Consider the following 24,250-nt stretch of genomic DNA (forward strand, 5'->3'; position numbering starts at 1 on the left):
CAGCTGGCCCCGCCAGCGGCGCTCGCTTTGGCAATTCCAGGAAAAGGGTAAAGCGGTTTTCCCGGAAAAAGCGCGTAGAGCGTTCCCTGGGGATTGCGTCAAAGCTAAGAAGCGGGCCGCCAGCTGGTCGGCTCGACCTTCTTTTGCGTGTGGCTGTCGGTGTAGACCCACCAGCCGTCATCGCGATATTGCCCGATGGATTCGTTGATGACGCCGTCGCCGTCCTTCCAGGTGACTGTGACCTTGGAGCCATCGGTCGGCGCGGTTGCGATCGGCTTTCTGTCGGCCATGTCATCCCCTTTTTCCAGCCCACAGAACGCGACGGCTGGCATCTGGTTCCCAACCGGCCGTCGGGCGCGGATGTCGCGAAGGCGATCAGCTGTGCGCGAAGATATCCTCTTCGCCCCAACCCATCAGGTCAAGCTTGGCCCGCATCGGCAGGAAGCGGAAGCAGGCATCGGCCTCCTTGCTCCGCCCCTCGCGCGCCAGCCGCCCGGCCAGCACATCGCGCAGCCGGTGCAGATAGAGCACGTCGGAGGCGGCATATTCGAGCTGCTCCGGCGACAGCGTTTCGGCCGCCCAGTCCGACGATTGCTGCGCCTTGGACAGGCCGATGCCGAGAAGCTCGAAGCAGATGTCCTTCAGCCCGTGCCGGTCGGTATAGGTGCGGGTCAGCCGCGAGGCGATCTTGGTGCAGAACACCGGCTCGGGCATCACCCCGAAGGCGTTGTAGAGCACGGCAAGATCGAAGCGTCCAAAATGGAACAGCTTCGTCACGCTGCGGTTCTTCAGCAGGCTGACGAGGTTCGGCGCCTTCTTCTGGCCGGGCGCGATCTGGATGACGTCGGCGCTGCCGTCGCCAGGCGATATCTGCACCACGCACAACCGATCGCGATGCGGGTTCAGACCCAGCGTCTCGGTGTCGATGGCCACCGCCCCGACATTGTAATGCGAAAGGTCGGGCAAATCATGCTTGTGGAAACGGATGTCGGCCATGGTCTTCTCCGGTGGCGGCGTTCCCCGTCCTCGCCGCGATCCGGTGAAAAATCAACAGGAAAACGTCTTTTCCGCCGCTCAGCGCGTCAGTGCATCGAGAATACGGGCCCAGGAGCGCTGGCCCTTGTGAAAGGATGAGAGCTCGTATTTCTCGTTGGGCGAGTGGATGCGGTCATCGTCGAGGCCGAAGCCGACCAGCAACGATTCCATGCCGAGATAGGTCTGGAAGTCGCCCACCACGGGGATCGAGCCACCGCTGCCGGTCGTCACCGCGGGCTTGGGCCATTCGTCGGACAGCGCGGTCTTGGCCTTGCCCAGGAATGGCGAGTCGTAGGAAAGCTGGATCGCCGGCGAGCCGCCATGCGGATGGAATTCGACCGAGCAGTCGGCCGGAATGCGCTCCTTGACGAATTTCTGGAAGGCGGCGCGGATCTTGGCTGGATCCTGCTTGTGAACGAGGCGGAACGACACTTTTGCCGAAGCTTCCGCCGCGATCACCGTCTTGAAGCCCTTGCCGGTATAACCGCCGATGATGCCGTTGAACTCGGCGGTCGGCCGCGCCCACGTCAATTCCAGCACCGAGCGGCCTTTTTCGCCCGACGGGATGGACAGGCCGACAGGCCCGAGGAAGGTCTCGGCCGTTTCGCCGAGCGTCTCCCAGGATTTCAGCACCTGCGTCGGCGTTTCCTCGACGCCGTCGTAGAAGCCCGGAATGGTGATGTGGCCATCCTTGTCGTGGATGTCGGCCAGCACCCTGGCCAGGATGCGGATCGGGTTGGCGGCGGCCCCGCCATAGAGGCCCGAATGCAGGTCGCGGTCGGCGGCCTTCACCGTGATCTCTTCGCCGACCAGCCCGCGCAGCGCCACGCAGATCGACGGCGTTTCACGGTCCCACATCCCGGTATCGCAGACCAGCGCGAAATCGGCCTTGAGCTCCTCGGCATTGGCCTCGAGGAACGGTTTCAGCGACGGCGAGCCGGATTCCTCCTCGCCCTCGAACAGGATGGTGACGCGGCACGGCAGATTGCCATGCACCTGCTTCCAGGCGCGGCAAGCCTCGACGAAGGTCATCAGCTGGCCCTTGTCGTCGGCCGAGCCGCGCCCGGTGATCACCTTGTGGTCGGGTCCGACTTGCTTGATGGCAGGCGCGAACGGATCGCTTTCCCACAATTCGATCGGGTCGACCGGCTGCACGTCGTAATGGCCATAGAACAGCACATGTGGCGAACCGGCCGGCCCCTCGTGTTGCGCAACCACCATCGGGTGTCCCGGTGTGTCGCGAACGCTGGCGTCGAAGCCAATCAGCTTGAGCTCCGCCACCAGCCATTCCGCCGCCTTGCGGCAGTCGGCGGCATAGGCCGGATCGGTGGAGATCGACTTGATCCTGAGCAGGCCGAACAGGCGTTCCAGGCTCTGGTCGAGATTCTGGTCGAGACGGTCGAGGACGGGGGAAACTGCGGACATGTGTGAAGCCTTTCGATTCAGTGCCGGAACCGTAAAGGCAGAGCGGGGAAACGAAAAGCCCGGGACGATTGGACCACGGCGCGGTCCGGCTGCCGCGGGCAAAAAAAGACCGCCGTGGTGGAGGGGGAACCACGGCGGCCTCATACTCGAAACGATGCGGCAGCCCGGAGAGGGGGGATAGGCTGCCGCAGTTGTCCGGGATAGGCGGGGGACGGGCCTTGCTCCGGACTTCGGCGAAAACTGCCGATGAAATCTATTTGGGTCTCTGAACGTGGCGATTCAAGGGCACCAACGTTACACTTTTGTAACGTGCCCGTGATCGAGCCTGCATCCCTCGATCTGTCAGGGTGTTGACGGAACCGATACCTGGCAATGCGTTTGGCATGGACCAAGCCAGCGCGCCGCGCTATCCCTGCCGGCATGAAAAAAGGCGATCATCTCTTCCTCATCGACGGCTCCGGCTACATCTTCCGGGCCTATCACGCACTGCCGCCGCTAACCCGCAAGTCCGACGGCCTGCCGGTCGGCGCCGTTTCCGGTTTCTGCAACATGCTGTGGAAGCTGATGCAGGATGCCCGCAACACCGATGTAGGCATCGTGCCGACGCACTTCGCGGTCATCTTCGACTATTCCTCGAAAACCTTCCGCAACGACCTCTATCCCGAATACAAGGCCAACCGTTCGGCGCCGCCTGAAGACCTGATCCCGCAATTCGGCCTGATCCGCCAGGCGACCAAGGCGTTCAACCTGCCTTGCATCGAGATGGAAGGCTTCGAGGCCGACGATCTCATCGCCACCTATTGCCGGCTGGCCTGCGAGGCCGGCGGCGACACCACCATCATCTCCTCCGACAAGGACCTGATGCAGCTGGTCGGCGATACGGTCGGCATGTACGACCCGATGAAGGACCGCCAGATCGGCATCCCTGAGGTCATCGAGAAATGGGGCGTGCCGCCGGAGAAGATGGTCGATCTGCAGGCGCTGACCGGCGATTCCGTCGACAATGTGCCCGGCGTGCCCGGCATCGGCCCGAAGACCGCGGCGCAGCTGCTGGAGCAGTTCGGCGACCTCGACGGACTGCTAGCCCGCGCCGGCGAGATCAAGCAGGATAAGAGGCGCGAATCGATCATTGCCAACACCGACAAGGCGCTGATCTCGCGCCAGCTGGTAACGCTGAAGAACGACGTGCCGGTGGCCGAGGGGCTGGACGACTTCATCCTGCACGCGCCAGATGGGCCGAAGCTGATCGGCTTCCTCAAGACCATGGAATTCACCTCGCTGACCCGCCGCGTGGCGGAAGCGACCGGCACCGAGGCCGGCGACGTCCAGGCCGTCGCGGTGAGCGTCGAGCGCGCCGACAACGCCCACGGCCCCGATGTCGGCGCCGGAGCGCCGGCTGTGGCCCGCGGCGGTGCCGAGACGGGTCAGGCCAACGGCGAGGCAGCCGCCACACCGACGGCGGACAAGGCCAAGCAAGGCGATACTCCTTCCTTGCTCTCAGCTTTGCGGCTGGAGCGCGCGGCAACCAGCAAGATCGACACGGCGGCCTATCCCTGCATTCGCGATATCGCGACCTTGAAAGCCTGGGTGGCCGAGGCGACGGAGGCCGGCATTGTCGCCTTTGACGTCAGGGCCACCTCGTCCGATCCGATGCAGGCCGAACTGATCGGCTTGGCTATAGCCACGGCGCCCGGCCGCGCCGCCTACATTCCCTTCGCCCACAAGAACGGCAATGGTGACCTGCTCGGCGGCGGCGCGCTCGAAAACCAGATACCTCTCCGCGAGGCGCTGGCGGTGCTGAAACCGCTGATCGAGGACAGATCGGTCCTCAAGATCGCGCAGAACCTGAAATACGATCTCGTCATCATGAGCCGCTACGGCATCGATGTCGCGCCGTTCGACGACACCATGCTGATCTCCTACGTGCTCGATGCCGGTACCCCGCACGGTCACGGCATGGACCAGCTTGCCGAGAAATGGCTTGGCCACACCCCGCTCCAGCTCAAGGACGTCACCGGCTCCGGCAAGAGCTCGGTCGGTTTCGACCAGGTCGACATCGACAAAGCGACGGCGCACGCCGCCGAGGACGCCGATGTCACGCTGCGGCTCTGGCTGGTGTTGAAGCCCCGGCTTGCGGCCAAGGGCCTGGTGTCGGTCTATGAGCGGCTGGAACGGCCGCTGGTGCCGGTTCTGGCGCGCATGGAACAGCGCGGCATTTCGGTCGACCGGCAGATCCTGTCCAGGCTGTCGGGCGAACTGGCGCAGGGTGCTGCCCGGCTGGAAGAAGAAATCTACCAGCTCATCGGCGAGCGCATCAACATCGGCTCGCCCAAGCAGCTCGGCGATATATTGTTCGGCCGCATGGGCCTGCCCGGCGGCTCCAAGACAAAGACCGGCCAATGGTCGACCTCGGCGCAGTTGCTCGAAGACCTTGCCGCCGAGGGCCACGAACTGCCGCGCAAGATCGTCGACTGGCGCCAGCTGACCAAACTGAAATCGACCTATACCGATGCGCTGCCCGGTTTCATCCATCCCGACACCAGGCGCGTCCACACCTCCTATGCGCTGGCCGCGACGACGACAGGCCGGCTGTCGTCCTCCGATCCGAACCTGCAGAACATTCCTGTGCGCACCGCCGAAGGCCGCAAGATCAGGACCGCCTTCATCGCCGACAAGGGCAACCGGCTGGTCTCGGCCGACTACAGCCAGATCGAACTGCGCGTACTCGCCCATGTCGCCGAAATCCCGCAATTGCGGCAGGCTTTCGCCGACGGCGCCGACATCCACGCCATCACCGCGTCGGAAATGTTCAACGTGCCCGTCGAGGGCATGCCTTCGGAAGTCCGTCGTCGCGCCAAGGCGATCAATTTCGGCATCATCTACGGCATCTCGGCCTTCGGCCTCGCCAATCAGCTGTCCATTCCGCGCGAGGAAGCCAGCAACTACATCAAGAAATATTTCGAGCGTTTCCCCGGCATCCGCGACTATATCGAGGAGACCAAAGCCTATGCCCGCGAGCACGGCTTTGTCGAAACCATCTTCGGCCGGCGCATCCACTACCCGGATATCCGCTCCTCGAACCCGTCGATCCGCGCATTCAACGAACGCGCCTCGATCAACGCCCGCCTGCAAGGCACCGCCGCCGACATCATCCGCCGCGCCATGGTGCGCATGGAGGAAGCGCTGGACAAGGCCAAGCTGTCGGCCCGCATGCTCCTGCAGGTGCATGACGAACTGATCTTCGAGACGGTCGAGGCCGAAGTCGAGGCGACCATCCCCGTCGTGCGCCATGTCATGGAAAACGCGGCGATGCCGGCGGTATCGATGTCGGTGCCGCTGCATGTTGATGCGCGGGCGGCGAACAATTGGGACGAGGCGCATTAGCGCCAACGCTTCGTCATCCTACGAAGAGAAGACCTTAAGCGGCCTCGGCCCGGCACTTGGCGCACGTCCCGCGAAACTCGATCACCGCCTTCTTGGCGGCAAAGCCGGTCGAATGGACCCATTCGTTCAGCCGGTGGTCGACATCGTGGTCCGACATCTCGGTTACTTGCCCGCATGTGTCGCAGATGGCGAAGGCGGTCATCGAATGGCTGTGATCATGCGGTTCGGCGCAGGCGACGAAGGAGTTGATGCTTTCCAACCGGTGCACGAAGCCGGACTTCACCAGCGTGTCCAGCGCGCGATAGACCTGCAGCGGCGCGCGAAAACCGCGTTCGCGCAACTGGTCGAGCAAGGTGTAGGCGCTGAGCGGTCCGCTGGCGGTCTCGAGCTTCTCGAGCACGCACAACTGGTTCTTCGTCAGCACATCCCTTGCCGTCATGGTCCGGTTCCAACTTGTCCTGCGCCATCCTCAGGCTGTCTGCCCGCGCAAACCGCCTGATCCCATTCAGATAGCGACGAACCGTCGTCTTTGCTACTCTTCTGTTGCCGTCCCGGGTCAGTCGATGACGCGCGGGCACATTGGTGACGGCGGGATCGATAGCGCCACGGTATTCAAGGATACTGGCGGAAATCTCGACCAAGGTAGCCAAGGGTGTGCCCGGCACCATTGGCCTGCCGACCCACGCGGCGATCAAGTCGCCTCAGGGAGGCCGGCCACGCCCTGACTGGACTTCATCCGCGGAAGGCCGGCGCGAGCAATTCCGCCAGCCTTTATTAGCCGGCTTTCATCTATTTCCTCGGCGGGCCTTTGCGCTCGGCGGAGGCTGCCCACAGATTGATGTCGGATTCGCGCGCGTAGCTGTCGATCTCGGCCAATTCGGCGTCGCTGAAGTCGAGCACCTTCAGGGCGCCGACGCAGTCCTCGACCTGCTCCGGCCGGCTGGCGCCGATCAGCGCCGACGTCACCTTGCCCTTGCGCAGCACCCAGGCCAGCGCCATCTGCGCCAGCGTCTGGCCGCGCTTGCCGGCGATGGCGTTGAGCGCCTTGATGTTGGCGATGGTGCGGTCGTTGATGAAGGCCGACTTCAGCGACTTGCCCTGCGAGGCGCGGCTGCCTTCGGGGATGCCGCCGAGATATTTGTCGGTGAGCATGCCCTGGGCCAGCGGCGAGAACACGATCGAGCCGACGCCGAGCCCCTCCAGCGTGTCGAGCAGGCCGTCCTCCTCGACCCAGCGGTTCAGCATCGAATAGCTCGGTTGGTGGATGATGCAGGGCGTGCCGAGCCGCTTGAGGATGTCGGCGGCTTCGCGGGTGCGCTGCGAGTTGTAGGACGAGATGCCGGCATAGAGCGCCTTGCCCGAGCGCGCCGCATGGTCGAGCGCCCCCATGGTTTCCTCCAGCGGCGTGTCGGGATCGAAGCGGTGCGAGTAGAAGATGTCGACATAGTCGAGCCCCATCCGCTTCAGGCTCTGATCGAGGCTGGCCAGCATGTATTTGCGCCCGCCCCATTCACCGTAAGGGCCGGCCCACATTTCATAGCCGGCCTTGGTCGAGATGATCAGCTCGTCGCGATAGGCGGAAAAATCAGTGCGCAGGATCTCGCCGAAAGCGGTTTCGGCCGAGCCGGGCGGCGGTCCGTAATTGTTGGCGAGGTCGAAATGGGTGATGCCGAGATCGAACGCCTTGCGCACGATCGCCTGCTTGGTCTTGTGCGGCGTGTCATTGCCGAAATTGTGCCACAGGCCGAGCGAGATCGCCGGCAGTTTGAGGCCGGAGCGCCCGCAGCGGTTGTAGATCATTTTTTCGTAGCGATTTTCGGCGGCGACATAGGGCATGGGGAAACATCCTCGAAACTGAACAGACCGGGCAGCTTCATCGCAAACGCGGTGAGCCGGCCCGGCGCCCTTTTACCCTCTCCCCGGCCGAACGGGGAGAGGGACAAATCAAAATTATCGATAATCCTTGCGCCTACTTTTTCGCCAGCAGTTCCTTGGCCGCCTTGACGCCAAGTGCCGCCGGCCGCTCGCAAGTGGTCTGCATGGCCACGAACTTGCCGGTTTCGCCGGAACGCAGGATGCCGGTCATGACGTCGACGGCATGCAGCGCCAGCTCCATCGAGCAACGATGCGGCCGCCCCTCGACTATTGCCAATGCCATGTCGGCGAGACCCGCCGTGCGGTAGTTGGCCATCATGCCCTGGCCGTGCATTTCGTTGGGCACGCCAAGCGGGTGCTTCCATTTCGGCAGCTTCTTGACCGGCTTGCCCTCTTCGGTGAAGCGCACGTCCCCGCCGAAGAAATTCGGATCCGGCACGAACACCGTGCCCGCTTCGCCATAGAGTTCCATCGGCGCGTGGCCGTGAGCCCAGACATCCCAGCTGGTGTTCAACGTCACCACGGCGCCGTTCTCGAATTCCAGCAGGCCATGGATCGTTGTCGGCGTGTTGACCGGGATTTTTTCGCCCGCGCGCGGTTTCGATGAAATCGTCCGCTCCTTGGCCGGGGTTGTCGCAAAGGCCGCCACCTGTTTTACCGGCCCGATCAGCTGGATCAGATTGGTGATGTAATACGGTCCGATATCGAGCACCGGTCCGGCGCCCGGCTGGAAGAAGAAATCCGGATTGGGGTGCCAATGCTCCATGCCATGACCCATGACATGGCAGGTGCCGCTGGTGATCTTGCCAAGCTTCCCCTCATCGATCAGCTCACGCACCAGCTGGTGCGCGCCGCCGAGGAAGGTGTCGGGCGCCGAGCCGATGCGCAGCCCCTTCTTTTCAGCCCGCGCCTTGAGGTCCTGGCCCTCTTCGAGCGAGAGCACGAACGGCTTTTCCGAATAGACGTGCTTGCCGGCATCGAGCACGCGTTTCGACACCTCGTAATGCACCGCCGGTATCGTCAGGTTGACGATGATGTCGATGTCGTCGGCCTTGAGCAGATCCTCGACGGTCTCGGCGCGCAGCTTGAACTCCTTCGCCCGCGCCCTGGCCGTGTCCATGTTGATGTCGGCGCAAGCGCGCATCTCGATGCCGCGAAACAGCGGCGCCAGCGAGAAATACGCCTTCGAGATGTTGCCGCAGCCGATGACGCCAATACCCAGTTTCTTTGCCATGATGATTGTTCCTAGTAAGCCTTGACGGATTCGATCGAGCGGCTGGCGAAGCGCTCGATGTCGTTGGGGTTGTCCTGTTCCATGACAAAGTATTTTGCCGCGCTCCTGGCCCGCAACACCTTGATCAGCTTGGCCCAGTCGATCGTACCGTGGCCGACGTCCGACCAGCCGTCCTCGTCCAGCCCTTCGCCCGGCCTGGCGATATCCTTGACGTGCACGGCGACGATGCGCTTGCCGTGCTTTTCGATCCAGGGCAGCGGATCGGCGCCGCCGCGCACCACCCAGGCAAGGTCCATCTCCCAGCCGATATCGGGAGCGGAAGACAGGATGTGATCCTGCGGCACCGAACCGTCGGCGAGGGCCTTGAACTCGAAATCATGGTTGTGCCAGGCAAAGCCGTAGCCGGCCTGCGAGGCGAGGTCGCCGACCTTGGCCAGGCGCTCGCCAAAGCCGCGCCAGCCGGCGGCGTCGGACGGCCTGTCCTCGGCCATCAGATAGGGGCAGATCAGAAGCTTGATGCCGAGCGCTTCGGCCGTTTTGCGCACGCCGTCGAAATCCTTCTCCAGCGCATCGATGGAGAAATGCCCGGTCGGCATCGAAAGCCCGTTCTTGTCGAGTTCCGCGCGGAAGGCCTTGGGATTTTCATAGACGCCACCGAAGCCTTCGACTTGCGTGTAGCCGAGCTTGCCGAGCATCGCGAGCACGCCCTCCCAGGGTTGAAAATTGCGGGCGCTGTAAAGTTGGAATGACCAGTTCATCGTCTCTGTCCGTTCTGCTTGGTAGGGAGGGTTCTTAGGAGGGCTTGGGGGCTATAGGCGGTTGCCGGATGGGGTGTCGAACAGCGAGGCGCGGGCCGGGTCAAAGCCGATCCGGATTGGATCGCCGGTGCGCAGCGTCTTTTCCGCCTCGACGCGGAAGGAAAAATTGCGGCCGCCGAGCTTGGTCCACACCAGCGTGTCCGAGCCCATCGGCTCGACGATCTCGACGGCTGACTCGGCGGTGAACGGCATGGCCTTGGCCGCATCTCCAAAGGCGACGTGCTCGGGCCTGATGCCGAACACACAGGGCTTGCCCGCGCTACCGCGATCCTTGTCGAACTCATAGCGGTCGAGCGGTATCGAAACCCCGTCGGCGGTGAACGCCGCGGCATCGCCGGCTGCCAGTTGACCCTCGACGAAATTCATCGCCGGCGAACCGAGGAATCCGGCGACAAAGCGATTGACCGGACGGTTGTAGATTGTTTGCGGCGCGTCGAGCTGTTGGATGACGCCGCCCTTCATCACCGCGATCCGGTCCGCGAGCGTCATCGCCTCGATCTGGTCGTGGGTGACGTAGATCATGGTGTTCTGCAATCTGCGATGCAGCAGCTTGATCTCGACGCGCAATTCGGATCGCAGCTTGGCGTCAAGATTGGACAGCGGTTCGTCGAACAGGAACACGTCGACATCGCGCACCAGCGCCCGCCCGATCGCCACGCGCTGCCGCTGGCCGCCGGACAGTGCGGAGGGCTTGCGTTGCAGCAGCGGTTCGATCTGTAGGATCTCCGCGGCGCGCGCGATGCGCTTGGCGATTTCGTCCTTGGGCAGGCCCGCGACGCGCAGGCCGAAGGACAGGTTCTTCTCCACCGTCATCTGCGGATAGAGCGCATAGGACTGGAATACCATGCCGATGCCGCGATCCTTGGGCTCTTCCCAGGTGACGTTCTTGCCCTTGATGAAGATGCGGCCCTTCGAAATGTCGAGCAGCCCGGCAATGCAGTTGAGCAAGGTCGACTTGCCACAGCCGGAGGGCCCCAGGAGCACGATGAACTCGCCCTCGGCGATATCGAGATTGAGTGTCTGCAGGACCGACACCGCACCATAGTTCAGCGACAGGTTCTGGATCGATACGCTGGGGTTCGCGATTTCAGCCATCATCACCCTTTCACCGCGCCGGCAGCGATGCCACGCACAAAAAGCCTGCCGGAAATGAAATAGATAACGAGCGGAACCAGCCCGGTCAGGATGGTCGCCGCCATATTGACGTTGTATTCCTTCACGCCCTGCACGGAGTTGACGATGTTGTTGAGCTGAACCGTCATCGGATAGGTGTCGGGACGCGTGTAGACGACGCCGAACAGGAAGTCGTTCCAGATGCCTGTCACCTGCAGGATGACGGCGACGACGAAGATCGGCAGCGACATCGGCAGCATGATGCGCAGATAGATGCCCCAGAAGCCGGCGCCGTCGACACGCGCCGCCCGGAACAATTCCTCCGGCATGGAGGTGAAATAGTTGCGGAACAGCAGTGTCAGGATCGGCATGCCGAAAATGGAATGGACGATCACCAGGCCGCTCAGGCTGCCATAGAGGCCGATCTCGCGCAGGATGATGACGATCGGGTAGATCATCACCTGATAGGGGATGAAGGCACCGACGATTAGGATGATGAAGAACGTGTCGGCGCCCTTGAAGCGCCAGTTGGCCAGCGCATAGCCGTTTACGGAGGCGATCGCGATCGACAGGATCACCGAAGGTACGGTGATACGAACGGAGTTCCAGAAGCCGCGCGAAAGTCCGTCGCAATTAAGGCCGGTGCAGGCCGTCGACCATGCCTTGACCCAGGGCTCGAAAGTGATCTCGAGCGGGGGCGAGAAGATGTTGCCGAGGCGGATTTCCGGCATGCCCTTGAGCGAGGTGACGATCATCACATAGAGCGGCAGGAGGTAGTAGAGCGCCGCCACGATGAGCGTGCCGTAGAGGAAGATGTTGCGGCGCGAGAAGATGTGACGCGGCTTCGGTCCGCTCGGTCCCGAGGCATCGGCTTGGACGGCCCCGGACGGCGCGGACAGGGAAACGGCTTGGTCAGACACGCTTCCTGCCTCCGAATTCGAGATAGGCCCACGGCACGATGACGATCATCACCGAGAGCAGCATCATGGTCGAGGCTGCGAAACCCTGGCCGAGATTCTGGGCGAAGAACATGTAGTCGTAGACATACTTTGCCGGCACTTCGGAGGCGATGCCCGGTCCGCCGCTGGTCTGGGCGACGACAAGGTCGTAGACCTTGACGATGCCGGACGCGATGATGACCAGCGTGGTGATGAAGACCGGCCGCATCATCGGAATGATGATGAACAGATAGGTCTTCCACATCGGAATCCCGTCCACCCGCGCGGCCTTCCAAATATCCTCGTCTATGCCGCGCAGGCCGGCCAGCATCAGGCACATGATCAGCCCGGTGCCCTGCCAGAGCGCGGCGATCGATATGCCGTAGATGACGATGCTGGAATTGTAGAGCGGATCGAAAGCGAAGCTCGTCCAGCCAAGGTTTCGTATCACGCCCTGGATGCCGAAATCAGGATTGAGCAACCATTGCCAGACAAGGCCGGTGACGATGAAGGAAAGCGCGAAGGGATAGAGAAAGATCGTGCGGAACGTATCCTCGAAACGGATCTTCTGGTCGAGCAGGGCAGCGAGGACGAAACCGATCACCAGCGAGAAAACCAGCGAGATCACGCCGTAGATCAGCAGGTTCTCGATCGAGATCAGCCAGCGCGGGGTCGCCCACAACCGGTAATACTGGTCGAGGCCGACGAAATTCAGCCGCGGCAACAGCTTCGAATTGGTGAAGGAATAGAGCACCGTCCACGCCGTGCCGCCGACGAAAACCACCAGCGCGGTGAGGATCATGGGGATCGACGCGACCTTCGCATTGAGATTGCGAAACAGTCGGCTCGGGCGTTCGCTCTTGCTCATCGGTGCAGCCATGCTGGATCGGGTAAGAGCCCGCCCTCCCGGCCTGGAGTTAACCGGACCGGGAGGAAAGGGAGTTGCCGGCGGTATCAGTCCGCCGTGGCGATGATGTCGGCGAAGCGCTTCTGCGCCTCTTCCACGGTCATCTCGGGCTTGGCGAAGAACTCGGAGAACAGGTCCTCCTTCTGCTTCTGGCTGTCTTGCGAAAGCAGCTGATCGGTCCATGGGATCACGGCACCCTTGGCCAGGATGGCGAGACCCTTCTTCATGCAGTCATTGGCGGCGTTAAGGTCGACGTCGCCACGCACCGGCAGCGAGCCCTTCTTGAGATTGAAGGCGACCTGGGTCTTGGGATCGAGCAAGGTTTCGGCCAGGACTTCCTGCGCCTTTGACTTGTCGGCATCCTTGAGCACCGGGAAATAGAAGGCATCACCACCCGTGGCGATGACCTCGTTCAGGCCAAGGCCGGGAAGACAGGTATAGTCCTTGCCGGCGGTCTTGCCGGCAACCTGGAACTCGCCCTGCGCCCAGTCACCCATGATCTGGCCGCCGGCCTTGCCGGTGATGACCATGTTGGTGGCCTGGTTCCAGTCCTGCACATTGGTGTTCTTGGCCATCTTGCGCGCATCATCGGCCGCCTTGAACACCTTGGCGACTTCGGGGCCGGCTGCGAACTTGGCGTCCTTGTCCTTGTAGACCTTGAGGAAGGTGTCAGTGCCGCCGACCGCTGCAAGCAGCACGTCGAAGGCGCCGGACGATTGCCAGGCCTGCCCGCCCACCGCCAGCGGCACGATGCCTGCCTTCTCGAGCGCCGGGGCGGCGGCCACATACTCATTCCAGTCCTTTGGCACCGGCACGCCGGCCTTCTGGAAGGCCTCGTTCGAGAGCCACAGCCACTGCCAGGAGTGGATGTTGACGGGCACGCAATAAATCTTGCCGCCGATGGTGCAGCTGTCTAGCAGGCTCTTCGGCCGCACGACCTCTGTCCACTTGCCCTTGGTGGCGACATCGGTCAGGTCGCGCATCAGGCCGGCCTGCACCAGTTCTTCCGCTTGCCGGCCGTGATTGAACTGGGTGGCGCCCATCGGGTCGCCGCCGGTGATCCGGCTGATCATGATCGGCCGTGCCGTTCCGCCGGAGCCGGCAATGGCGCCGTCGACCCAGTGGTTGCCGGTGGCGTCGAATGCCTTGGCGAGTTCCGCGACCGCCGCCGCCTCGCCGCCGGAAGTCCACCAATGAGTGACTTCCAGGTCCGTCGCGGCGGCCGGGCCGGCGAACTGTAGCGCGGCCGTGGCCGCCAGGGCAGCGGTCAAAAGTTTGTATCGCATTTCGGTTCCTCCCAGAATCTGAAACGTTACAGATTTTCGATACGGCAATTGCGTGAATGGCGCAACCCCAGGCGCGGAGACCGTTCGATATTTTTTCGAGTCACGAATAAAATCTGTCGAGCTTGTCGTTGTGCGCCGCAATATGAGCAATTGCAGTGCAAAATAAGAAAAGGTCCGTGAAAGCCGGCAAAGAGCGTCGCCAGCACGGCGTTTCGCTCTGGATTTTCAAGGGAATTCGCGACTCCATGCCGTCCTGCGAATTCGGCCGCCAGAGGAGTGCGATTGGCAATCTGTAACGTTTCAGTATATTGACGGATTGCCGGGCTTGAAATCATGCAGCGCCGCAAATCACGGCGATTGCCGACCCGGCCTGCGGCTGCTATGCGCCTGATGGGCGGGACGAATGGACAGACGGCATACGGAAAAGAACGAGGAAGCGTCGGCGCAGGAGCGGCCAACGCTGAAGACGCTTGCCTTCATGACCGGGCTCGGCGTCACCACCGTGTCGCGCGCCTTGAAGGATGCCCCTGAGATCGGCGCCGAAACCAGGCGCCGCGTCCAGCTCGTCGCCAAGCAGATCGGCTACCGCCCGAACCGCGCCGGCGTCAGGCTCAGAACCGGTAAGACCAATGTCATCAGCCTCGTGCTCAACACCGAGCAGGAGATCATGAGTTTCGTCTCCGACATCATCTACGGCGTCTCGGAAGTCATTGCCGACACGCCCTACCATCTGATCGTCACACCCTATTCGCGCTCGCAGGATCCGCTCGACCCGATACGCTACCTGGTCGAGACCGGCTCGGCCGACGGCGTCATCATTTCACGCACGCAGCCGAACGATCCCCGGGCCCGCTACATGCTGGAGCGCGGCATTCCGTTTGCCACGCATGGTCGCACCGAGATGGGGCTGGTCCACCCCTATCATGATTTCGACAATCACGCCTTCGCGGTCGAGGCCGTACGGCGCCTTGCGAGCATGGGACGCCGCAAGCTTGCTTTGCTGACGCCACCCGTCGGACTGACCTATTACGGCCATACGGTAAACGGCTTCGCCGATGCGCTGAGCGAGGTTGGCGCCAGCGAGATCCCGTTCAGCACCGTATCGATCGACCATTCGATCGAACAGATCAGGACGAGGACCGCGCAGTTGATGCGCCGCGACATCAGGCCGGACGGCTTTGTCAGCAGCGCCGCCGCCGCCACCCTTGCGCTCGTCGCCGGCATCGAGGATGCCGGCCTCAAGCTTGGCCGCGACGTCGACATCGTCTCCAAGCAGTCATCGGACCTTCTGCATCTGTTCCGGCCCGAACTGCTGATCGTCAACGAGAACTTCCGGCTGGCGGGCTCCGAACTCGCCCGCTCCGTGCTCGGCTGGATCGGCGGCGCGGCACCCGGCTCCCTGCAAAGTCTCAGCGTGCCGGGCGAGGTCCTGGCCTACAATCGCTCCCCGGACTAACCGGCAGCGCCACTGCCCCACGGACCGTGGAAGGCACCCTGCTCGCCGATGCGTTCGAAGCCATGCGCGCCGAAGAAGTCACGCTGCGCCTGGATCAGGTTCGAGGTGCCGCGGCCCTGGCGATAGCTATCGAAATAGGCAAGTGCGGAAGACAGCGCCGGCACCGGCACGCCGGCCTCGGAAGCCTTCGCCACGATACGCCGCAGCGACGGATGCGCTTCCTGCATCAAGCTGATGAAAGCCGGCGCCATCAGGAGATTGGTCGAAGCGCCGCCGCTGCTGAAGGCCTCGGCCATCGTATCCAGCATCTGCGAGCGGATGATGCAGCCAGCGCGCCATATCCTGGCGATGGTCGGCATCGGCAGGTTCCAGTTGAACTCCTTCGAGGCGCCGCTCATCACTGCGAAACCCTGCGCATAAGCCGCGATCTTGCCGGCGAATAGCGCCAGTTCGAGATCTTTCAGCAGCGCATCCCTGTCGCCGGAAATCTTCGATACCCCGATGTTGCCATAGGCTTTCTCGGCCGCCAGCCGCTCGTCCTTGATCGACGACAGCACGCGTGCCGCCACGGCCGCCTCGATCGCGGTCGCCGGAATGCCGAGTTGCTGCGCCTCGATGACCGACCATTTGCCGGTGCCCTTCTGGCCGGCGCGGTCGAGGATGATGTCGACCACCGGCTTGCCGGTCTTGGGATCGTCGGCGGCGAGCACCTTGGCGGTGATCTCGATCAGGTAGGAGTTCAGCCGGCCCTTGTTCCAGTTGGAGAACACCGCGCCGATGTCCTTCGGTCCCATGCCCAGGCCATCGCGCAGAATGCCGTAGATTTCAGCGATCATCTGCATGTCGGCATATTCGATACCGTTGTGGATGGTCTTGACGAAGTGGCCGGCGCCATCGGTGCCGAGCCAGGCGGCACAGGGTTCGTCCTTGAACTTGGCGGAGATGGCGGTCAGCACCTTTTCGACCCGCTTCCATGAATCCTCCGTGCCGCCGACCATGATCGACGGGCCATGGCGCGCGCCCTCCTCGCCGCCGGACACGCCCATGCCGATGAAGGTCAGGCCCGAGCCGGACAGTTCGGAGAAGCGCCGCATCGTATCGCGGAAATTGGCGTTGCCGGCATCGATGACGATGTCATTGTCGGACAGCACGCCGCGCAAGGCTTCGATCTGTTCATCGACCGGCTTGCCGGCCAGCACCATGATGATGATCGGGCGCGGCGGCCGGATCGCGGCGGCAAGTTCTTCCAGGCTGTAGCAGGGCACAACCATGTTCTTCAGCGCGCCGGCATTCTCAACGAAGGCGTCGGTGCGTGCCCGGGTGCGGTTGAAAACGGCAATGCGGTGCCCGTGCTCGGCGATGTTCAGCGCCAGGTTGGAGCCCATCGTACCAAGGCCGATCAGGCCGATTTCGGCTTTTTCCATCGTTTCTTCCCTGCTTTCGGATCTTGTTGGTTGGAGCCCGCGATTTTGCCGGATGCCCGTTCGTCCCGGGATGATTGACGGGCCTTTCGGGCCGCGTCAACCGCCTCGCCGAATTGTGTTGCGGTTGCACAATGCAGGCCGTTCGACAACGATCACATCTGTCGGCTACGGCCGGACGTCCACAGGCGCTTCGATCTTCACCATCTTGAAATCCGAGACCAGGATGTCGATGCGCACCGTCCAGCGCCCGGGAACCGGAATGACGAGGTTGTCGACACGCCAGCTGCCGTCGCCGGGCTTGGTCGCCGCGCGCCTCAGCGGCTCGATGCCGGAATCGGGTTTCGACAGCACCAGCGTCACCTCCTTGGCGTCGAGTGGCCCGAAATCGCCTGTCATGATGATCATCGAGGCGGCGACAGGCCCGGCATGGCCTGGCGTGATGCTGAGATCGGCCATCGCCTCCAGTGCGTGAATGTGGACCGAGACCGGCTGCGCCGCCGCGATCGCCAGCGCCCGTGGGGGCGGCGTGAAGCGCCAGCCCGCGGCAACGCCGAAGATCGCCAGCACGATCAGCATTTCGACGCTGATCGATCGGGTGAGCCTGCGCTGCACCTCCGTAGCGCCCGCCTCGGCGGAAGCGGTGAGTTTCCAGCGATTGACCGCGGCCAGCGTGAACAGGAAGACCAGCAGCGCCAGCTTGACCAGCAGTAGCCGGCCATAGGCGGTGCCGGCCAGTGCCGAGGGCGTCTGCACCTGAATGACCGCAAGCACGATGCCGGCCGCGGCAAGCATGGCCACCACAGGCAGGATCGCGCGGGAGAAGCGGCGCAGGAACGCGACGGCGCCAGCCGTCTGGCGCTTCAGCGCGAGAGCGAGCGGCACCAGCGCGCCGCCCCAGAAGGCAATGCCGATACCGTGCATGAACACCAGCGGCCGCGTCAGCCATTGCGGCTCGGTCGCGCTGGCGTGGCCGCTGGCGGCAAGCGCGACGCCGACGCCAAGGAGGCCGGCGAGCGCCAATGGACTGGCGAGTACACGCGGTCCGGCCAACGAAAGCAAACCCAGCCCCAGCGCAGCCAGGGCGGCCAGCACCGTCCAGCCGAAGGAGGTGCCGAGCCCGGTCCGCCAGATCACCGGCTGCGCCAGATGGGAGAGCGGCGCTCCGAGCGCATCGAGCCCCTGAAATCCGAGCGACAGGGGTGCCGCCACCAGGCCGCACAGGATCGCGGCCGTGACAAAACGCTGGCCGGCGCGTCCGTTGCCCGCCAGCCAGGCAAGGGCGAAAGCGCCGCCGACACCGAGGAAAAGACCGATGTAAAGAAAGACCTTGCCGATCCAGATCGCCGACCGCGACGGCCAGTCGACCGCTTCGGACACGGCGGGCGGTTCGCTTGGTGCGCCGATCGAAAACAGCAGCGAGCCGCCGACCGGATGGCCGTCGGCGGAAATGACGCGCCAGCTCAGCACATGCGTGCCGGATTTAAGCGCCTGTGGATTGTCGATCTCGAGCGTCTGGTCGGTGAGGCGGAAGGATGTCAGCGCAACCGGCGTGCCGTCTGGCTTCACCAGCGTCAGCACCAGGGGCGAAACCGGTTCGCTGAAGGTCAGTGAGAACTGCGCCGGAGCCTGCGCCAGCACTGCGCCGTCGGCCGGGTCGGTCTTGATCAGCGCGGCATGGGCAAAGGCCTGGCTGGTCGAGGCCATGACGATAAGCGCCATGAGCAAGCCCAGCAGTCCGCCGGCAATCCGGCCGACGCGCTTGCTATTGGTATCGACCATCCGGGAAGATGTTGCGGTCATGCCAGGCCACGGGGCTGCGGCGCGCTCCGGCAAGCAGAGCGCGCCAGGGGAGAAATTATTTCTTCGGTGTGAGCTTGATGCCGGGCGCCGGGGTCTCCAGCGCGTCTTCATCCTGCCCTGCCGCCGGGATCTCGATCCAGCGGTCGACGGCATCGCCGCATTCCTGCACCACCGGGAAATAGAGCTTCTGGCCGACGGGCAGATCCGCCGTCAGCGTGGCGCGGAAGGTGAACTCGTCGTAGAATTCATCCGGCAGATTGCCGCCACTCCAGTCGACTTCCTTGACGCCGTCGGTCACCGCCTGGCCATAGAGCTGATAGGATTTTTCATATTTGCCCTTCTTGGTCTGCAGCGTCCAGCCGGGTTTCGGCATCGGCTTCACCGCGATCACCCCTTCCGGGATCTGCACGCGCACGGCGGTCGTCGCCTTGCCGTCGCAACCATGCGGCACCCGCAGCACTGCCTTGTAAGTCGAGCCGACCGCCGCTTCCTGGGTTTCGAGCGTGATATGCGCGAAGGCGGCATTTGTCCCCAAAGCCAGAATCGCTCCGGCCGCCAAAAGATACTTGTTCATGATGGTCCCTCTAGAATTCTGATCGGTACGACGGCCGGTTCAGTCGTTGTCTTCTTGAGGCGCCGCGCTGCCAATGGCCTGCACGGCGAATTTGATCGTCACCGTCCCGGCCTTTTCGAAGGTCAGCGTGGCGGCGAACATCTCGCCTTGCTTGGGTGGCTGCTTCAAATCCATGAACATCACATGATAGCTGCCGGGACCCAAAACGACCTTGCCGCCGGCTGGAATCTCCAGGCCGCCGACAACGGGCCGCATGGTCATGACGCCGTCCTTGACGCCCATCTCATGCAGTTCGGCCTTGCCCGAGATATCGGACGAAATTGACAGCAGCCGGTCCGGCGCGCTGCCGTTGTTTGTAATGGTGAAATAGCCGCCGGCCACCTTGGCGCCGGCCGGCGTGGCGCGTGACCAGGGATGGCCGATCTCGATATCGCCGACCTTGAACTCATGCGCTAGGACGGATTGAGCGCCGGCGAGCATGACCGCCAAGGCCAGCGCGGCTATGCCGAGACGCTCCTGGACGTGGGACAGAATGCGGCTGAACAGATTGCCCGCCGCTATGGGGGAAGAATGGGACATGGTTGCTCCATGAAGTGATGATCGCGCCGTCGCCGGTCGCGAGCCGTTTGGTCGTTGGATGGGTGCGCCCGCGAAAGGTTCCGCCGGGCAAAAATTCAGGCCGCCAGCGGCGGCGCACGCGGGTTCGACGGCGAGCGCTCGCGCGCGAAGTCGAGGTGAATGCTCGCCGGAAAAACGAAGGCGACCGCTTCGAATGTAAGGCTGGCCAGGGCCAGCCCGGCGTCGGGCGGCGGCGCAAAGGCGGATGAAAACATGCTGCAGCCAAGCGTGCAGCAGGCCGGCAGATGGGACGGGTGCTGGTCCCCGCCGGGAAGCTGGGTGGCACCGTCGTGGGTACAGATGACATTGCCGAAGGCGTCGAGCTGCGCGGCATTCGGCCCGGTTACGAAGGCGAACGCGCCGAGCGTCGACTGAAGCAGCAGCAGGCAGGCCGCGACAAGCGCGGTCGGCATGCTCCAGCGTCTCCCCCGGCGGTTCAAGCCATCTGCCTCTTCAAGCAACTCCTGGAAGGATACCTATCATGGCAGCGGCAGGTCGAAAATCGCCAATTCGATGCTGCGGCAACGCGGCGCGATCAGGATTTCTGCAAGGGGATGGAGGTCAGCAGCGTCTGGCGCGCCGACTTCAGGTGCTTGCGGCAGGCGGCGTCGACCTTGCCGAGGTCGCGCGATTTGAGCGCCTCGATATAGGCAAGGTGCTCGCCGACCGCGACTTCGTTGCGCTCGCGCTCCTGCGCCTTGTTCCACTGGTAGTGGTAATGGAAGATCATGGCGATGACGTCGTAGAAATCGACGATGAAACGGTTGTGCGAGGCCCGGTGGATGAGCCGGTGGAAGCGCTCGTCCAGCTCGGAAAACGCGTTGAAGCGCGTGGCGATCTCTCGTGCCAGCAGACGATGTTCGTCCTCCAGGCGGTCGAGATCGGCCCAGACCGGGCTGTCCTGCGGCAGGGCGGCGAAGGCAGCCGCCGAGCGCAGTTCGAACATCTCGCGGATCTCGGTCAGTTCGAGCGCGAAAGCCCGCGTAAAGCCCTTCAGCACCCAATGGCTGTTGCGGCGCTTCTCGATCAGGCCGAAGCGCGAGAAGCGGATCAGGAACTCGCGCACGCTGGTGGTGCCGACGCCGATCTCGCGCGCCAGTTCAAGCTCGTTGATCTGCATGCCGGCCTCGGCGCCACCGGCGAGCAGGCGCCGCATGAACGACCGCTCGATGATTTCGGCCAGTGTGTCTGTCTCTTCCTCGGGGAAAAAATCGTCGGGTCGCGGATCGCGCAGCACTGTCTTGGCACGCTTGTTCCAGGCGATCAGCCCGGTCTCCTCCATGCGCGCCAGGATGCTGCGCACGGTCGTGCGGCTGACGCCGAGCAGCATGCCCAGTTCCGGTTCCGACGGCAGGCTGCGCGTTTCGTCGAGCAGCCTGAGGCACCTGTTATAGGCGTCCTTGTAGACGTTGTTGCTCTTGGACATCCCCAGACCCATTCATGCCGGCGCTTGCGGCGGCCGGCTTGAAGCGCAATATGACGTTCTCATGACCCTGAAAAGCAGGAATTGCTTTCGCCAGGGCGCGGTCCATTGTTTGCAGCGCCGCCGCCAGCCAGAGGCGTGCGGAACGCCTGCGAAAAAACAATTGACGCAAAACTGTTTTTTCACGATAAAAGACATTAACTCTTAACAAGCGCGTGTCAATCCGCGCATCCCAGGATCACCCAGGAAACCGCCCGTGAACGTCTCGAACACCATTCTTCTGTCCCCCGCCGACAATGTCGCCGTTGCCAATGGCCGCATCGAGATCGGCACGGCTCTGCCGGGCGGCGCACTTGCCACCGCCGTCATCGAGCCCGGCCACAAGGTAGCGATCAAGCCGATCGCCGCCGGCGAGGCCGTGGTCAAATACGCCCAGGCGATCGGCCGCGCCACGCAGGACATCGCACCGGGCGAGCATGTCCATTCGCACAATCTGGTGTTCGAGGCCGGCCGCCTGCCGGTGGTGCCGCCGAGCGAGGCCGAGCATGCGACAGCGGCCGACCGCGCCCGCACCTTCATGGGGTATCGCCGCGCCGATGGCCGCGCCGGCACGCGCAACTTCATCGGCATCATCGCCAGCGTCAATTGCTCGGCCACGGTCTGCCATTCCATCGCCGACACAGCCAACCGGACCTTGCTGCCGAAATATCCCGGCATCGACGGTTTCGTGCCGATCGTCCACGGTCAGGGCTGCGGCATGAGCGGCACTGGCGACGGCATGATGGTGCTGCACCGCACGCTTGCCGGCTATTCCCGCCACCCGAATTTCGGCGGCGTGCTGATGGTCGGCCTGGGATGCGAGGTCAACCAGCTCACCCTCTATGGCCAGAAGGGTATCGCCGCGGGAAAACGCCATTTCAACATCCAGGACGCAGGCGGGTCGCGCAAATCGGTGGAGAAGGCGATGGCCGTGCTGGCCGAGATCGCCGAGGAAGTCGGTCAGTTGAAGCGCGAGCCGATCCCGGTCAGCGAGATCGTCGTCGGTCTGCAATGCGGCGGCTCCGACGGCATGTCGGGCATCACCGCCAATCCGGCGCTGGGGGCGGCCGTCGACATTCTGGCCGGCGTCGGCGGCATCGGCATCCTCTCCGAGACCACGGAAATCTACGGCGCCGAGCATCTGCTCGCCTACCGCGCGGCGACGCCCGAGATCGCCAAGAAGCTCGATGGCTATGTGAAGTGGTGGGAAGATCACGTCGCCAAGCATGGCGCCTCGATCGACAACAACCCCTCGCCCGGCAACAAGCGCGGCGGCCTCACCACCATCCTGGAAAAGTCGCTCGGCGCGGTCGCCAAGGGCGGCCAGACGCCGCTCAACGGCGTGTTCGGCTATGCCGAGAAGGTCACCGGCAGCGGACTGGTGTTCATGGACACGCCCGGCTACGACCCGGTCTCGGCCACCGGCCAGGTCGCGGGCGGCGCCAACGTCATTGTGTTCACCACCGGCCGAGGCTCCTGCTTCGGCTGCCGACCGACACCGTCGATCAAGGTGGCCACCAACTCGACCATGTATCACCAGATGGAAGAGGACATGGACGTCAATTGCGGCGTCATCGCCTCGGGCGAAAAGACCATCGCCGGCATGGGCCGCGAGATTTTCGAACTCATCGTCGAGACGGCTTCCGGCCGCAAGACCAAGAGCGAGGATTTCGGCTATGGCGACAACGAGTTCGTGCCCTGGCATCTCGGCGCGACGCTCTGAATTCAAACGCATATGTGGTAGAACTGCCGGGCTGGACAGCGGCCGGCAACGGGGAGGGTTTGCATGGAAAAACGCCGCATCGGCAGGACGGCGCTCGAAGTCACCGAAGTCAGCTTCGGCGGCGCCGCGATCGGCGGCCTTTACCGCGCCTGTTCACGCGAGGCGGCGATGGAGACGCTGCAAGGCGCCTGGGAGGCGGGCCTGCGCTATTTCGACACCGCGCCCTTCTATGGGTTCGGCCTGTCGGAACGCCGCTTCGGCGACTTCCTGCGCTACAAGCCGCGCGATTCCTATGTGCTGTCCACCAAGGTCGGCCGCCTGTTCCGCCCGGTGCCTGAAGACCAGGTGCCCGACCACTCCTATGTCGATCCGCTGCCCTTCGCGCTCGATTACGACTATTCCTATGACGGCATCATGCGGTCGGTCGACTTCAGCTATGCGCGGCTTGGGCTGAACAAGATCGATATCCTGTATGTGCACGACATCGGCGCCTACACGCATGGCATCGAGAAGACCAAGCTGCACTTTCGCCAACTCATGGATGGCGGGCTCAAGGCACTCGAGGAGTTGAAGCGATCCGGCACGATTTCCGCCTATGGTCTCGGCGTCAACGAAGTCCAGATCTGCCTCGACGTGATGCGCCGGGCGCCGCTCGACTGCATCCTGCTCGCCAGCCGCTATTCCTTGCTCGACCGCAGCGCCGAAGCCGAACTGCTGCCGCTGTGCCGGGCGCAGCGGACGTCGCTGGTGATCGGCGGCGTCTTCAACTCCGGCATATTGGCGACCGGGCCGGTGCAAGGCGCGCATTTCGACTACCAGCCCGCCAGCCGCGCCATGCTCGATCGGGTCGACGCGATGGAGAAGATCGCCGGCGAAGGCGGTTACCCGCTGGCCGCCGCCGCCTTCCAGTTTCCCCTGCACGAGCCGATGGTCGCCACCGTGCTGACCGGCACCGCCAAACTGGCAAACCTGACACGTAACCTCGAGCTGCTCGACATCAACGTGGCGGGGACGGAATACGCCAAATATCGTCCCTACACGGTGGTGCAGAGCGTCCACCAGCCTTGACGGGAGAGGCTCGGCTTCTCAAATGCGCGACCCCGCGGAAAGAATGAATGTTCCATATTGACTAACGCATGGAATTAACATTCCATGCGTTCACAAAACGGGAGCTTTCG

Annotated in this window: 21 protein-coding genes; 4 read left to right on the forward strand and 17 right to left on the reverse strand. The window is 63.4% G+C overall.

Annotation, left to right across the window (positions count from 1 at the left end):
- Window positions 1-104 precede the first annotated feature (104 nt).
- From FJ546_RS16305 to FJ546_RS16315, 3 genes are all read right to left on the reverse strand, one after another.
- A complete protein-coding gene (locus FJ546_RS16305) occupies window positions 105-290 on the reverse strand; it encodes a hypothetical protein (RefSeq protein ID WP_140890271.1) in 186 nt (61 codons plus the stop codon).
- 85 nt (window positions 291-375) lie between these two features.
- A complete protein-coding gene (locus FJ546_RS16310) occupies window positions 376-996 on the reverse strand; it encodes a ribonuclease D (RefSeq protein ID WP_140890272.1) in 621 nt (206 codons plus the stop codon).
- A 78-nt stretch (window positions 997-1,074) separates the two neighbouring features.
- Window positions 1,075-2,460 carry a M20/M25/M40 family metallo-hydrolase gene (locus FJ546_RS16315; RefSeq protein ID WP_140890273.1) on the reverse strand — a complete coding sequence of 462 codons (1,386 nt, stop codon included), beginning with the start codon at window positions 2,458-2,460 and terminating at the stop codon, window positions 1,075-1,077.
- A 420-nt stretch (window positions 2,461-2,880) separates the two neighbouring features.
- Here FJ546_RS16315 and polA point away from each other — a divergent pair, with 420 nt between their 5' ends.
- Window positions 2,881-5,844 (forward strand): DNA polymerase I, encoded by a 2,964-nt coding sequence (gene polA / locus FJ546_RS16320; RefSeq protein WP_181167964.1) that lies wholly within the window; start codon window positions 2,881-2,883, stop codon window positions 5,842-5,844.
- Window positions 5,845-5,878: 34 nt separating this feature from the next.
- On the opposite strand, the gene FJ546_RS16325 is transcribed toward polA, so the two are convergent.
- The 8 genes from FJ546_RS16325 to FJ546_RS16360 all read right to left on the reverse strand — a co-directional run bounded on the left by FJ546_RS16325 (window position 5,879) and on the right by FJ546_RS16360 (window position 14,015).
- The gene (locus FJ546_RS16325; RefSeq protein WP_140890274.1) at window positions 5,879-6,283 is read right to left on the reverse strand and encodes a Fur family transcriptional regulator; all 405 of its coding nucleotides are present in this window, start codon (window positions 6,281-6,283) and stop codon (window positions 5,879-5,881) included.
- A 350-nt stretch (window positions 6,284-6,633) separates the two neighbouring features.
- On the reverse strand, window positions 6,634-7,680 hold the full coding sequence (gene mgrA / locus FJ546_RS16330; RefSeq protein ID WP_140890275.1) for an L-glyceraldehyde 3-phosphate reductase: 1,047 nt from the start codon (window positions 7,678-7,680) through the stop codon (window positions 6,634-6,636).
- Window positions 7,681-7,813: 133 nt separating this feature from the next.
- The gene (locus FJ546_RS16335) at window positions 7,814-8,953 is read right to left on the reverse strand and encodes a Gfo/Idh/MocA family oxidoreductase (RefSeq protein ID WP_140890276.1); all 1,140 of its coding nucleotides are present in this window, start codon (window positions 8,951-8,953) and stop codon (window positions 7,814-7,816) included.
- Window positions 8,954-8,964: 11 nt separating this feature from the next.
- Window positions 8,965-9,711 carry a sugar phosphate isomerase/epimerase gene (locus FJ546_RS16340; protein ID WP_140890277.1) on the reverse strand — a complete coding sequence of 249 codons (747 nt, stop codon included), beginning with the start codon at window positions 9,709-9,711 and terminating at the stop codon, window positions 8,965-8,967.
- A 51-nt stretch (window positions 9,712-9,762) separates the two neighbouring features.
- Window positions 9,763-10,866: a sn-glycerol-3-phosphate ABC transporter ATP-binding protein UgpC gene (gene ugpC / locus FJ546_RS16345; RefSeq protein ID WP_140890278.1), complete on the reverse strand. Its 1,104-nt coding sequence runs from the start codon at window positions 10,864-10,866 to the stop codon at window positions 9,763-9,765.
- Between the two features lie 2 nt (window positions 10,867-10,868).
- Window positions 10,869-11,804: a carbohydrate ABC transporter permease gene (locus FJ546_RS16350; RefSeq protein WP_095772441.1), complete on the reverse strand. Its 936-nt coding sequence runs from the start codon at window positions 11,802-11,804 to the stop codon at window positions 10,869-10,871.
- The gene (locus FJ546_RS16355) at window positions 11,797-12,690 is read right to left on the reverse strand and encodes a sugar ABC transporter permease (RefSeq protein ID WP_140890279.1); all 894 of its coding nucleotides are present in this window, start codon (window positions 12,688-12,690) and stop codon (window positions 11,797-11,799) included. The genes FJ546_RS16350 and FJ546_RS16355 overlap by 8 nt, the downstream gene beginning before the upstream one ends.
- An 86-nt stretch (window positions 12,691-12,776) precedes the next feature.
- A complete protein-coding gene (locus tag FJ546_RS16360; protein ID WP_095787095.1) occupies window positions 12,777-14,015 on the reverse strand; it encodes an ABC transporter substrate-binding protein in 1,239 nt (412 codons plus the stop codon).
- Window positions 14,016-14,418: 403 nt separating this feature from the next.
- On the opposite strand from FJ546_RS16360, the gene FJ546_RS16365 reads away from it, so the two are divergent.
- Window positions 14,419-15,471: a LacI family DNA-binding transcriptional regulator gene (locus FJ546_RS16365; RefSeq protein WP_140890280.1), complete on the forward strand. Its 1,053-nt coding sequence runs from the start codon at window positions 14,419-14,421 to the stop codon at window positions 15,469-15,471.
- Here FJ546_RS16365 and gndA read toward each other — a convergent pair.
- The 6 genes from gndA to FJ546_RS16395 all read right to left on the reverse strand — a co-directional run bounded on the left by gndA (window position 15,468) and on the right by FJ546_RS16395 (window position 21,313).
- Window positions 15,468-16,895 carry an NADP-dependent phosphogluconate dehydrogenase gene (gndA, locus tag FJ546_RS16370; protein ID WP_140890281.1) on the reverse strand — a complete coding sequence of 476 codons (1,428 nt, stop codon included), beginning with the start codon at window positions 16,893-16,895 and terminating at the stop codon, window positions 15,468-15,470. The two genes, FJ546_RS16365 and gndA, sit on opposite strands and share 4 nt — an antisense overlap.
- Before the next feature lie 165 nt (window positions 16,896-17,060).
- Window positions 17,061-18,674, reverse strand: coding sequence for a copper resistance CopC/CopD family protein (locus tag FJ546_RS16375; RefSeq protein WP_181167958.1), 1,614 nt, complete (start codon window positions 18,672-18,674; stop codon window positions 17,061-17,063).
- 76 nt (window positions 18,675-18,750) lie between these two features.
- Window positions 18,751-19,269, reverse strand: coding sequence for a YcnI family protein (locus FJ546_RS16380; RefSeq protein WP_140890283.1), 519 nt, complete (start codon window positions 19,267-19,269; stop codon window positions 18,751-18,753).
- A gap of 39 nt (window positions 19,270-19,308) precedes the next feature.
- Window positions 19,309-19,848, reverse strand: coding sequence for a copper chaperone PCu(A)C (locus FJ546_RS16385; protein ID WP_140890284.1), 540 nt, complete (start codon window positions 19,846-19,848; stop codon window positions 19,309-19,311).
- A 95-nt stretch (window positions 19,849-19,943) separates the two neighbouring features.
- Window positions 19,944-20,300 carry a DUF2946 family protein gene (locus FJ546_RS16390; RefSeq protein WP_140890285.1) on the reverse strand — a complete coding sequence of 119 codons (357 nt, stop codon included), beginning with the start codon at window positions 20,298-20,300 and terminating at the stop codon, window positions 19,944-19,946.
- 122 nt (window positions 20,301-20,422) lie between these two features.
- A complete protein-coding gene (locus FJ546_RS16395; protein WP_140890286.1) occupies window positions 20,423-21,313 on the reverse strand; it encodes a GntR family transcriptional regulator in 891 nt (296 codons plus the stop codon).
- Window positions 21,314-21,566: 253 nt separating this feature from the next.
- Here FJ546_RS16395 and FJ546_RS16400 point away from each other — a divergent pair, with 253 nt between their 5' ends.
- Complete coding sequence (locus tag FJ546_RS16400; protein ID WP_140890287.1) at window positions 21,567-23,072, forward strand: altronate dehydratase family protein; 1,506 nt, start codon at window positions 21,567-21,569, stop codon at window positions 23,070-23,072.
- Window positions 23,073-23,135: 63 nt separating this feature from the next.
- Entirely contained in the window at window positions 23,136-24,140 is a 1,005-nt protein-coding gene (locus FJ546_RS16405; protein WP_140890288.1) for an aldo/keto reductase, read from the forward strand.
- Window positions 24,141-24,250: the final 110 nt, after the last annotated feature.

This window comes from Mesorhizobium sp. B2-4-19 (assembly GCF_006441315.1).
GTDB lineage: Bacteria > Pseudomonadota > Alphaproteobacteria > Rhizobiales > Rhizobiaceae > Mesorhizobium.

Bases quoted from the DNA above. Each gene is read 5' to 3' on its own strand.
- FJ546_RS16305 (WP_140890271.1), bottom strand. From the start codon at position 290: ATGGCCGACAGAAAGCCGATCGCAACCGCGCCGACCGATGGCTCCAAG.
- FJ546_RS16310 (WP_140890272.1), bottom strand. From the start codon at position 996: ATGGCCGACATCCGTTTCCACAAGCATGATTTGCCCGACCTTTCGCAT.
- FJ546_RS16315 (WP_140890273.1), bottom strand. From the start codon at position 2,460: ATGTCCGCAGTTTCCCCCGTCCTCGACCGTCTCGACCAGAATCTCGAC.
- polA (WP_181167964.1), top strand. From the start codon at position 2,881: ATGAAAAAAGGCGATCATCTCTTCCTCATCGACGGCTCCGGCTACATC.
- FJ546_RS16325 (WP_140890274.1), bottom strand. From the start codon at position 6,283: ATGACGGCAAGGGATGTGCTGACGAAGAACCAGTTGTGCGTGCTCGAG.
- mgrA (WP_140890275.1), bottom strand. From the start codon at position 7,680: ATGCCCTATGTCGCCGCCGAAAATCGCTACGAAAAAATGATCTACAAC.
- FJ546_RS16335 (WP_140890276.1), bottom strand. From the start codon at position 8,953: ATGGCAAAGAAACTGGGTATTGGCGTCATCGGCTGCGGCAACATCTCG.
- FJ546_RS16340 (WP_140890277.1), bottom strand. From the start codon at position 9,711: ATGAACTGGTCATTCCAACTTTACAGCGCCCGCAATTTTCAACCCTGG.
- ugpC (WP_140890278.1), bottom strand. From the start codon at position 10,866: ATGGCTGAAATCGCGAACCCCAGCGTATCGATCCAGAACCTGTCGCTG.
- FJ546_RS16355 (WP_140890279.1), bottom strand. From the start codon at position 12,690: ATGAGCAAGAGCGAACGCCCGAGCCGACTGTTTCGCAATCTCAATGCG.
- FJ546_RS16360 (WP_095787095.1), bottom strand. From the start codon at position 14,015: ATGCGATACAAACTTTTGACCGCTGCCCTGGCGGCCACGGCCGCGCTA.
- FJ546_RS16365 (WP_140890280.1), top strand. From the start codon at position 14,419: ATGGACAGACGGCATACGGAAAAGAACGAGGAAGCGTCGGCGCAGGAG.
- gndA (WP_140890281.1), bottom strand. From the start codon at position 16,895: ATGGAAAAAGCCGAAATCGGCCTGATCGGCCTTGGTACGATGGGCTCC.
- FJ546_RS16375 (WP_181167958.1), bottom strand. From the start codon at position 18,674: ATGGTCGATACCAATAGCAAGCGCGTCGGCCGGATTGCCGGCGGACTG.
- FJ546_RS16380 (WP_140890283.1), bottom strand. From the start codon at position 19,269: ATGAACAAGTATCTTTTGGCGGCCGGAGCGATTCTGGCTTTGGGGACA.
- FJ546_RS16385 (WP_140890284.1), bottom strand. From the start codon at position 19,848: ATGTCCCATTCTTCCCCCATAGCGGCGGGCAATCTGTTCAGCCGCATT.
- FJ546_RS16390 (WP_140890285.1), bottom strand. From the start codon at position 20,300: ATGCCGACCGCGCTTGTCGCGGCCTGCCTGCTGCTGCTTCAGTCGACG.
- FJ546_RS16395 (WP_140890286.1), bottom strand. From the start codon at position 21,313: ATGTCCAAGAGCAACAACGTCTACAAGGACGCCTATAACAGGTGCCTC.
- FJ546_RS16405 (WP_140890288.1), top strand. From the start codon at position 23,136: ATGGAAAAACGCCGCATCGGCAGGACGGCGCTCGAAGTCACCGAAGTC.